This window comes from Mesorhizobium sp. M8A.F.Ca.ET.021.01.1.1, assembly GCF_003998025.1.
Taxonomy (GTDB): Bacteria; Pseudomonadota; Alphaproteobacteria; order Rhizobiales; family Rhizobiaceae; genus Mesorhizobium.
Genome location: NZ_RZSJ01000240.1, coordinates 1 through 8,531, shown reverse-complemented (window position 1 = coordinate 8,531; position 8,531 = coordinate 1). Strand labels below are relative to the sequence as shown.

At 63.2% G+C, this 8,531-nt stretch carries 10 protein-coding genes; 3 read left to right on the top strand and 7 right to left on the bottom strand.

The window, feature by feature from the left end:
* From alaS to EOA36_RS19025, 3 genes are all read right to left on the bottom strand, one after another.
* Window positions 1–2,180 (bottom strand): alanine--tRNA ligase (gene alaS, locus EOA36_RS19035; protein ID WP_127278943.1); only part of this gene is annotated, 2,180 nt, incomplete at its 3' end.
* Window positions 2,181–2,451: 271 nt separating this feature from the next.
* Complete coding sequence (recA, locus tag EOA36_RS19030) at window positions 2,452–3,552, bottom strand: recombinase RecA (RefSeq protein ID WP_013895892.1); 1,101 nt, start codon at window positions 3,550–3,552, stop codon at window positions 2,452–2,454.
* Window positions 3,553–3,572: 20 nt separating this feature from the next.
* Window positions 3,573–3,824, bottom strand: a complete 252-nt coding sequence (locus tag EOA36_RS19025) for a hypothetical protein (protein WP_127278942.1) — start codon at window positions 3,822–3,824, stop codon at window positions 3,573–3,575.
* A gap of 9 nt (window positions 3,825–3,833) precedes the next feature.
* On the opposite strand from EOA36_RS19025, the gene EOA36_RS19020 reads away from it, so the two are divergent.
* Window positions 3,834–4,778 (top strand): carbohydrate kinase family protein, encoded by a 945-nt coding sequence (locus tag EOA36_RS19020; protein WP_127278941.1) that lies wholly within the window; start codon window positions 3,834–3,836, stop codon window positions 4,776–4,778.
* 75 nt (window positions 4,779–4,853) lie between these two features.
* Window positions 4,854–5,771: a pseudouridine-5'-phosphate glycosidase gene (locus EOA36_RS19015; protein ID WP_127278940.1), complete on the top strand. Its 918-nt coding sequence runs from the start codon at window positions 4,854–4,856 to the stop codon at window positions 5,769–5,771.
* A 215-nt stretch (window positions 5,772–5,986) separates the two neighbouring features.
* On the opposite strand, the gene EOA36_RS19010 is transcribed toward EOA36_RS19015, so the two are convergent.
* The gene (locus tag EOA36_RS19010; protein WP_127278939.1) at window positions 5,987–6,310 is read right to left on the bottom strand and encodes a TfoX/Sxy family protein; all 324 of its coding nucleotides are present in this window, start codon (window positions 6,308–6,310) and stop codon (window positions 5,987–5,989) included.
* Between the two features lie 91 nt (window positions 6,311–6,401).
* On the opposite strand from EOA36_RS19010, the gene EOA36_RS19005 reads away from it, so the two are divergent.
* The gene (locus tag EOA36_RS19005) at window positions 6,402–6,899 is read left to right on the top strand and encodes a GFA family protein (protein WP_127278938.1); all 498 of its coding nucleotides are present in this window, start codon (window positions 6,402–6,404) and stop codon (window positions 6,897–6,899) included.
* 120 nt (window positions 6,900–7,019) lie between these two features.
* Here EOA36_RS19005 and sufA read toward each other — a convergent pair whose 3' ends face one another.
* The 3 genes from sufA to EOA36_RS18990 form a co-directional block, all read right to left on the bottom strand.
* Window positions 7,020–7,400 (bottom strand): Fe-S cluster assembly scaffold SufA, encoded by a 381-nt coding sequence (gene sufA / locus EOA36_RS19000; RefSeq protein WP_013895897.1) that lies wholly within the window; start codon window positions 7,398–7,400, stop codon window positions 7,020–7,022.
* A gap of 101 nt (window positions 7,401–7,501) precedes the next feature.
* Window positions 7,502–7,888: an SUF system Fe-S cluster assembly protein gene (locus tag EOA36_RS18995; protein WP_127278937.1), complete on the bottom strand. Its 387-nt coding sequence runs from the start codon at window positions 7,886–7,888 to the stop codon at window positions 7,502–7,504.
* A gap of 5 nt (window positions 7,889–7,893) precedes the next feature.
* On the bottom strand, window positions 7,894–8,531 hold a 638-nt coding region (locus EOA36_RS18990; protein WP_127278936.1), incomplete at its 5' end, for an aminotransferase class V-fold PLP-dependent enzyme.

The following is an 8,531-nucleotide window of genomic DNA, read 5'->3' as shown; positions in this document are numbered from 1 at the left end:
GCCGCTTTCAGCCGCCGGTCCTGCTCGTCGAGATGTTTGCGCGCGGCTTCGCCGGTCAACGCCTCGATGCGGCGCACGCCAGCGGCGACCGCACCGTCCGAGACGATGCGCACCAGGCCGATATCACCGGTCGCCCTGACATGCGTGCCGCCGCAGAGCTCGACCGAGTAGGGCCGGTTGGCCTTGGCGCCATGGACGCCCGTGCCCATCGACACGACCCGCACCTCATCGCCATACTTCTCGCCGAACAGCGCCATGGCGCCTTCGGCGATGGCGTCGTCGACCGACATCAGGCGCGTGGTCACCGGGCTGTTCTGGACGACGATCTCGTTGGCCATGCGCTCGACCTCTTCGAGCTCCTCGGCTGAAATCGGCTTGTTGTGCGAGATGTCGAAGCGCAGGCGCTCGGGCGCGACCAGCGAGCCTTTTTGCGCGACATGGGTGCCCAGCACCTCGCGCAGCGCCTCATGGATCAGATGTGTCGCGGAGTGATTGGCGCGCAGCCTGGAGCGCCTGGCATGATCGACCTTCAGTTCGACCGCGGCCCCCAACTTGACCGTGCCTCTCGCCACCTTGCCCAGATGCACGAACAGACCATCGGCCTTTTTCTGCGTATCGGAGATCTCGACCGAGAACCCCTCACCCGAGATGACGCCGGTGTCGCCCATCTGGCCGCCGGATTCGCCATAGAACGGGGTCTGGTTGACGACCACGACGACCGCATCGCCCTTGGCGGCGCTGTCGACGGTCTTGCCGTCCTTGACCAGCGCCTGAATGAGGCCTTCGGCCTGCTCGGTTTCGTAGCCGAGGAATTCGGTGGCGCCCGTCTTTTCACGCACGGAGAACCAAACCGTCTCGGTGGCGGCCTCGCCGGACCCGGCCCAGTGCTTGCGCGCCTCCGCCTTTTGCTGCTCCATCGCATTCGTGAACCCGGCAAGATCGACCGAAATGCTGCGCTGCCGCAGCGCGTCCTGCGTCAGGTCGAGCGGGAAGCCATAGGTGTCGTAGAGCTTGAATGCGGTCTCGCCATCCAGCATGTCGCCGGCGCCGAGCTTCTCCGTCGCCTCGGACAGCAGTCCGAGGCCGCGCACCAGCGTCTTGCGGAAGCGGGTCTCCTCGAGTTTCAGGGTCTCGGTAATCATCGTTTCGCCGCGGACCAGTTCCGGATAGGCCTGGCCCATCTCGCGCACCAAGGCCGGCACCAGTTTCCACATCAACGGATCGCGGGCGCCGAGCAGCTGCGCATGGCGCATGGCGCGGCGCATGATGCGGCGCAGCACATAGCCGCGGCCTTCATTCGACGGCAGCACACCGTCGGCAACCAGGAAGGAGGATGAGCGCAGGTGATCGGCAATGACGCGATAGGACGCAACCGTTTCCGCGTCGGGCGCGCGCCCAAGCGCGGAGGACGCCGCATCGATCAAATGACGGAACAGGTCGGTCTCGAAGACGCTTTCCACCCCTTGCAGGATGGATGCCATGCGCTCCAGGCCCATGCCGGTGTCGATCGACGGACGCGGCAGGTCGACGCGCTCCTCTTTCGTCACCTGCTCATACTGCATGAACACCAGGTTCCAGAATTCGAGGAACCGGTCGCCGTCCTCCTCCGGACTGCCGGGCGGGCCGCCCCAGATGTGCTCGCCACGGTCGATGAAGATTTCCGAGCAGGGGCCGCAGGGTCCCGTGTCGCCCATCGCCCAGAAATTGTCCGAGGTCGCGATGCGGATGATGCGATCGTCGGAAAAACCGGCGATCTTCTTCCAGAAGCCGGCCGCCTCATCGTCCGTGTGATAGACGGTGACCAGCAGCTTGTCCTTCTTCAGTCCGAACTCCCTGGTGATGAGGTTCCAGGCAAGCTCGATGGCGCGCTCCTTGAAATAGTCGCCGAAGGAAAAATTGCCGAGCATCTCGAAGAAGGTCAGGTGGCGCGCGGTATAGCCGACATTGTCGAGATCATTGTGCTTGCCGCCGGCGCGAACGCTTTTCTGGGCCGTGGTGGCACGCGAATAGGGCCGCTTCTCCAAACCGGTGAAGACGTTCTTGAACTGCACCATGCCGGCATTGGTGAACATCAAGGTCGGATCGTTGCGCGGCACGAGCGGGCTCGAGGCCACGACCTCGTGGCCTTCCTTGCGGAAATAGTCGAGAAAGGTCGACCGGATCTCGTTCACGCCACTCATGGATACTGCCTTTTCAAGAGAGCCGCCGGCCAGACCGGCGGGAGATGGCTCAGTGTTTTCTAGAAGATGGAGTTGGCCTTTTAGCCGTAGCTCTTGACCCTGTCCAGAAACACGGAATTGGGCCAATTCACGCTTCGCACCGGCATTTGCGCGGGCACGCAAACGAAAACCGCCGGCGCGAAGGCCGGCGGTTTTGAACGCGGTACTAAAGAACTCTGTTACTTAAGCATCGGATAATAGGCCGGATTTATGGCCAAACTCTGGCGCTGCCCTACATCGCGCCGGCTTCGTCCTCAAAACCGTCATCGCCATTGCCCTCTGAACCACCATTCTCGAGGAATTTTTCGGCGATCAGTCCGGCATTCTGCCTGAGCGCCAGTTCTATCTCGCGCGCAGTGTCCGGATTGTCGCGCAGGAACAGTTTCGCATTCTCGCGGCCCTGGCCGAGACGTTGCGAATTGTAGGAGAACCAGGCGCCCGACTTCTCGACCACGCCGGCCTTGACGCCGAGATCGACCAGTTCGCCGGTCTTGGAGACGCCCTCGCCATACATGATGTCGAATTCGACCACCTTGAAGGGCGGCGCCAGCTTGTTCTTGACCACCTTGACGCGGGTCTGGTTGCCGACGACTTCGTCGCGATCCTTGACCGAGCCGATACGGCGGATGTCGAGGCGTACGGAAGCGTAGAATTTCAGCGCGTTGCCGCCGGTCGTCGTTTCGGGCGAGCCGAACATGACGCCGATCTTCATGCGGATCTGGTTGATGAAGATGACCATGGTGTTGGAGCGCGAGATCGATGCGGTGAGCTTGCGCAGCGCCTGGCTCATCAGGCGGGCCTGCAGGCCAGGCAGCGAATCGCCCATCTCGCCCTCGATTTCGGCGCGCGGCGTCAGCGCCGCCACCGAATCGACCACCAGCACATCAATGGCGCCGGAACGCACCAGCGTGTCGCAGATCTCCAGCGCCTGCTCGCCGGTGTCGGGCTGCGAGATCAGCAGGTTTTCAAGATCGACGCCGAGCTTGCGGGCATAGACCGGATCGAGCGCGTGTTCGGCATCGACGAAGGCGCAGATGCCGCCCTTCTTCTGGGCTTCGGCCACGGTATGCAGGGCCAGCGTCGTCTTGCCCGAGCTTTCCGGCCCGTAGATCTCGATGATGCGGCCGCGCGGCAGGCCACCGACGCCGAGCGCGATGTCGAGGCCGAGCGAACCGGTAGGCACCGTTTCGATCTCGACGACCTGCTCGTTGGCGCCGAGCCGCATGATCGAGCCCTTGCCGAAAGCCCGCTCGATTTGCGACAGCGCCGCATCCAGAGCCTTTGATTTGTCCACTGCCTTATCCTCTACCAGCCGCAAAGAATTCTGAGCCATGATACATCACCCCTTGGTCGTCAATGAAGGCCGGACAATCCGTAATCCCTGGCATTTTGTACCTTTTTTGTTCTCATTTGGCAAGGGGTGACAACCAATTGAAAAACAATCGATATCCGGATTTGTTCTTTTTTTGTCTTGCCAAGCCGGTCAGGAACTGGCTCCGCATTGGGCCAGCCGGCCCCGGCATTCCGCCCGGCCGAATCGCCGTCTTGCGTGCGAAGCTCTGTCGCGCACTCCAGCGCTTGTGCGGCTACAACAACAAAGGTCATATCGCCGCCATGGTGAAATCAGCGAAGATACTGGCCGTGGGCGGCGCCCATATCGACCGGCGTGGCCAGGTATCCGGTCCTTACGTGCCGGCCGCCTCCAATCCCGGCACGATGCGCGAGGATGTCGGCGGTGGCGTCTTCAACGCCCTGCGCGGCATGGTGCGGCGCGGCCTCTCCGCGTCCCTGCTTTCGGTGCGCGGCGGCGATGCGGCGGGAGATACGGTTTCACGGGCCATCGCCGAGGCGGGCGTCGCCGATCTGTCGGCGGTGTTTCTCGACCGTACCACGCCGAGCTACACGGCTCTGATCGACCGCGAGGGCGAATTGATCGTCGGCTTTGCCGATATGGCGCTGTACGACCTGGCCTTTCCCAAACAGATCAAGCGTTCCAAGATCCGCCAGGAGGTGGCTGCCGCCGATGCCATCCTGTGCGACGCCAATCTGCCGTCGGCAGCGCTGGAGCGGCTGCTTTTGCTCGCCGCCGGCAAACCGGTTTTCGCCATCGCGATTTCGCCGGCCAAGGTGACGCGGCTGATACCGGTGCTCGACGGGCTGGCCCAGCTCTTCATGAACCGGCGGGAGGCCGTGGTGCTGGCTGGCGTCCATGCAGATGCCGCCGAGCGGGAGATGATCGACGGGTTGCGATGCAGCGGTCTTGCCAGCGGCGTGGTCACGGCAGGCGGTGGCCCTGTGCTGGGTTTCGACAGCACAGGCGCTTTTTCGATCATGCCTCCAGCTCCCAGAAAAGTCGCCGATGTCACCGGCGCCGGCGACGCGCTCGCGGGTGCGACGGTCGCGGCGCTGCTGCGCGGCCTGCCGCTGCGCCAGGCCCTGCGCGAAGGCGTCGCGGCGGCGACGCTGACCATCGAGAGCGCCAACGCGGTGCCCGAATTCTCCGCGGCGAGCTTCGCGGAAGCGCTGGCCCTTGTGCCGGATGCCAGGGAAGTGGCATGAGACCGGCAAATTCATGACGCAGCAAAGCTTGCGCTGTCCTGATGGATGCGCCGCATTCCGGATTGGAGATCAGAAATGACGCCAGAGACCGCCCGCCCTTTCATCGATATCCATGCACCGGTGGCGCAGGCCCTGGCCGCCGGGCGTCCTGTGGTGGCGCTCGAAAGCACCATCATCACCCATGGCATGCCCTATCCCGACAATGGCGCCATGGCGGCCAATGTCGAAAAAATCATCGCTGACGGCGGCGCCGTGCCAGCGACGATCGCCGTGGTCAACGGCCGCATCAAGGTCGGGCTTTCGGACGGCGAACGCGAATCGCTGGCGATGACGGGTGACGCCATGAAGCTGTCGCGCGCCGATCTCGGCTTCGCCGTCGCGCAAGGCCGCACCGGGGGCACCACGGTCGCCGCGACCATGATCGCGGCTGACATGGTCGGGATAAAGGTGTTCGCCACCGGCGGCATTGGCGGCGTGCACAAGGGCGCGGAAAAGAGTTTCGACATCTCGGCCGACCTCGACGAACTGGCGCGCACGCCGGTCATCGTCGTCTCGGCCGGCGCCAAGGCCATTCTGGACATCGAAAAGACGCTGGAAGTGCTGGAGACGCGCGGCGTGCCCGTCGTCGGCCATGGCTGCGAGACGATGCCGGCCTTCTGGTCGCGGCAGTCGCCGTTCCGCGCGCCATTGACCTTGCACAGGCCGGAAGACATCGCGCATTTCTACCAGACGCGCATGGCTCTGGGACTTGGCGGCGGCTTACTGGTCGCCAATCCGGTGCCGGAAAACCACGAAATCCCCGCTGAAGAAATGGCCGGCTACATCGAAGCCGCGCAGAAGGCCGCCGAAGCCCTCAACGTCACCGGCAAGGCGGTGACGCCGTTCCTGCTGGGAAAAATCCTCGAACTCACGGGCGGCCGCAGCCTGAAGACCAACATCGCGCTGGTCGAGAACAATGCAAGGCTGGCGGCGAAGATAGCCAAGGCGCTTTAGGGTCGCGCGGCGAAGGCTCCCTCACCCGGATTGCCAAGACCGAATTGCCAAGACCAAATTGCTAAGAGCAATTCCGGGCAATCCGACCTCTCCCCGAGGGGAGAGGAGCTGCCGGCGCCAAACTCTTCTCCCCCGGGGAGAAGGTGGCCGCGAAGCGGCCGGATGAGGGGGCGGCCTCGATGTATCCCCTCCGTAGCAGCCAGCGTCAGGTCAAATCACTTCCCCGCCCGCCGCCCCGCTTCATAGGCGCGGCGCGCCCACACCGTCATCTCGTCGGGATCGTCGAAGGCACTGTCGGGAATGCTCCAATAGGGCATGGCGACGAGCTTGCCGTGGCGCGTGCCGGTATAGGTCCATTGCCGGCAGCCGGCGGCCTCGAAATCGGGCACGCTCTGCTCGTCGGCTTTCAGCATTAATTCACCGCGAATGACAACGGCGATGATGACATCGTCGAAATAGATGCCCTTGCCGCCGAAGAGTTTGCGGATGCTGACCGGGCCCAGGCCCTCGAAAAGCTCGGCGATGCGTTCATTGTCCATGCCGCGATCATGTCACCGGCATTTGACATTGTCATCGCGCAGCCGAAATCATGCTGACAGGTTGTGAACATTCCGTCGGAGTCGTTTCGTCATGCCGCTTCTGCTCAAAGGATCCTGTCGCTGCAACGCCGTGCGTTTCGAGGTGGAAAGCCACACGCCCGTACCGTTCATGCTCTGCTACTGCTCGATCTGCCGCAAGCAGCAGGGCGGCGGCGGTTTCGGCATCAATCTCGGCGCCGATTACGCAACGTTGAACATCCGGGGCAAGAGAAATCTTGGCGTCTACCGGGCCGAGATCGAGGACGATGAGCATCCCCGTTGCGAGGTCTCGACCGGCGAGCGCAATTTTTGCCGCAAATGCGGGTCGGCGCTCTGGCTCTACGATCCGACCTGGCCGGAACTGGTGCACCCCTTCGCCTCGGCGATCGACAGCGACCTGCCCGTTCCGCCCGAGAAGGTGCATCTGATGCTGAAGTACAAGGCGAACTGGGTCGAGCCTGATGTTGGGCCGAAGGACAAAGTCTTCGACGTCTATCCCGAAGAATCGATCGCCGACTGGCACAAGCGGACAGGCATGTGGGTGGATTAGCTTTCTTCACGGGGTGAAGGTGCCGGCAGGCAAATGAGGCCGCACAAACTAACGAGAGGGCACCGCTGCCCCTCATCCGGCCCTTCGAGCCACCTTCTCCCGTAGCGGGGCGAAGGGAGGTCAGGCCGAGGCGCGTGCCTCGGCCAGCGCCTTGAGATCGGCCGGCTTCAGTTCGACGGATTCACCGCAACCGCAGGCCGAACTCTGGTTCGGATTGTGGAAGGTGAAGCCGGTGCGTAGCGTTGTCTGCTCGAAATCCATTTCGGTGCCGAACAGGAACAGGGCTGCTTCGGGCGCGACATAGACATGGGCGCCGTCGCGCTCGATGTGGTCGTCCTTGGTGTTGGGCTCGGTCACCAGATCGACCGTGTATTCCATGCCGGCGCAGCCGCCCTTCTTGATCCCGAGTCGAATGCCATGCGCGTTCTCGCGCGTGGCAACGATCTCGCGCACCCGGTCGGCGGCCTTTTCGGTCATCGTAATGACGGCAAAGCGTCCCATGTTTTTCCTTCTCCATTCCATGCAGGTTCAAGGCCTGCCGAATGATTCCTCACCTAAAATGGTGAAGTTTTACCACTGGCGCAAGTGTACCAGGCTCAGCGCTAGTACCAGCCCACCGCGACCTGCGCCTCTTCCGACATGCGGTCGGGCGTCCAGGGCGGATCGAAAGTCATGTTGACCTCGACCCCGGACACGCCTTCGATGGCGCCCACCGCGTTCTCCACCCAGCCGGGCATTTCGCCGGCCACCGGGCAGCCCGGCGCGGTCAGCGTCATGTCGATCTTGACCGAGCGGTCGTCCTCGATGTCGATCTTGTAGACGAGGCCGAGCTCGTAGATGTCGGCCGGGATTTCCGGGTCGTAGACCGTCTTCAGCGCCGAGACGATGTCGTCGGTCAGTCGCGCCAGTTCGTCCGCGGGGATGGCCGAGGCGGAAACGACGCTGTTGCCGGCCGATACGGTCTCTGCGGTGGTGCTCACATCATCCATCGTCGTCACCCGAAAAACTTGCGCGCTTTTTCAAGCGCCTCGGCCAAAGCGTCGACTTCGGCCCTGGTATTATACATGCCGAACGATGCCCTGCATGTGGAGGTTACGCCAAAGCGTTTCAACAGCGGTTGCGCGCAATGGGTGCCTGCGCGGACAGCCACGCCTTGCCTGTCTATCACCATCGAGACGTCATGGGCATGAATACCTTGCAGCTCGAAGGAGATGATGGCGCCCTTGCCAGGCGCATCACCGAAGATGCGCAGCGAATTGATGGCGCGCAGCCGTTCGTGGGCATAGATCTTGAGGTCTTCTTCGTGCGCCGCGATGCGCTCGCGGCCGACAGAGTCCATGTAGTCGAGCGCCGCACCCAGCCCGATCGCCTGCACGATCGGCGGCGTGCCCGCCTCGAAGCGGTGCGGCGGATCGTTGTAGGTGACGATGTCTTCCGTGACCTCCTCGATCATCTCGCCGCCGCCCATGAAGGGCCGCATGCCGGCGAGACTATCCTTCTTGCCATAGAGCACGCCGATGCCCGAGGGGCCGTAGACCTTGTGGCCGGTGAAGACGAAGAAATCGCAATCGAGATCCTGAACGTCCACGGCCATGTGCACGGCACTCTGGCTGCCGTCGACGAGTACAGGAA

Bases quoted from the DNA above. Each gene is read 5' to 3' on its own strand.
- recA (WP_013895892.1), bottom strand. From the start codon at position 3,552: ATGGCTCAGAATTCTTTGCGGCTGGTAGAGGATAAGGCAGTGGACAAA.
- EOA36_RS19025 (WP_127278942.1), bottom strand. From the start codon at position 3,824: ATGACCTTTGTTGTTGTAGCCGCACAAGCGCTGGAGTGCGCGACAGAG.
- EOA36_RS19020 (WP_127278941.1), top strand. From the start codon at position 3,834: ATGGTGAAATCAGCGAAGATACTGGCCGTGGGCGGCGCCCATATCGAC.
- EOA36_RS19015 (WP_127278940.1), top strand. From the start codon at position 4,854: ATGACGCCAGAGACCGCCCGCCCTTTCATCGATATCCATGCACCGGTG.
- EOA36_RS19010 (WP_127278939.1), bottom strand. From the start codon at position 6,310: ATGGACAATGAACGCATCGCCGAGCTTTTCGAGGGCCTGGGCCCGGTC.
- EOA36_RS19005 (WP_127278938.1), top strand. From the start codon at position 6,402: ATGCCGCTTCTGCTCAAAGGATCCTGTCGCTGCAACGCCGTGCGTTTC.
- sufA (WP_013895897.1), bottom strand. From the start codon at position 7,400: ATGGGACGCTTTGCCGTCATTACGATGACCGAAAAGGCCGCCGACCGG.
- EOA36_RS18995 (WP_127278937.1), bottom strand. From the start codon at position 7,888: ATGGATGATGTGAGCACCACCGCAGAGACCGTATCGGCCGGCAACAGC.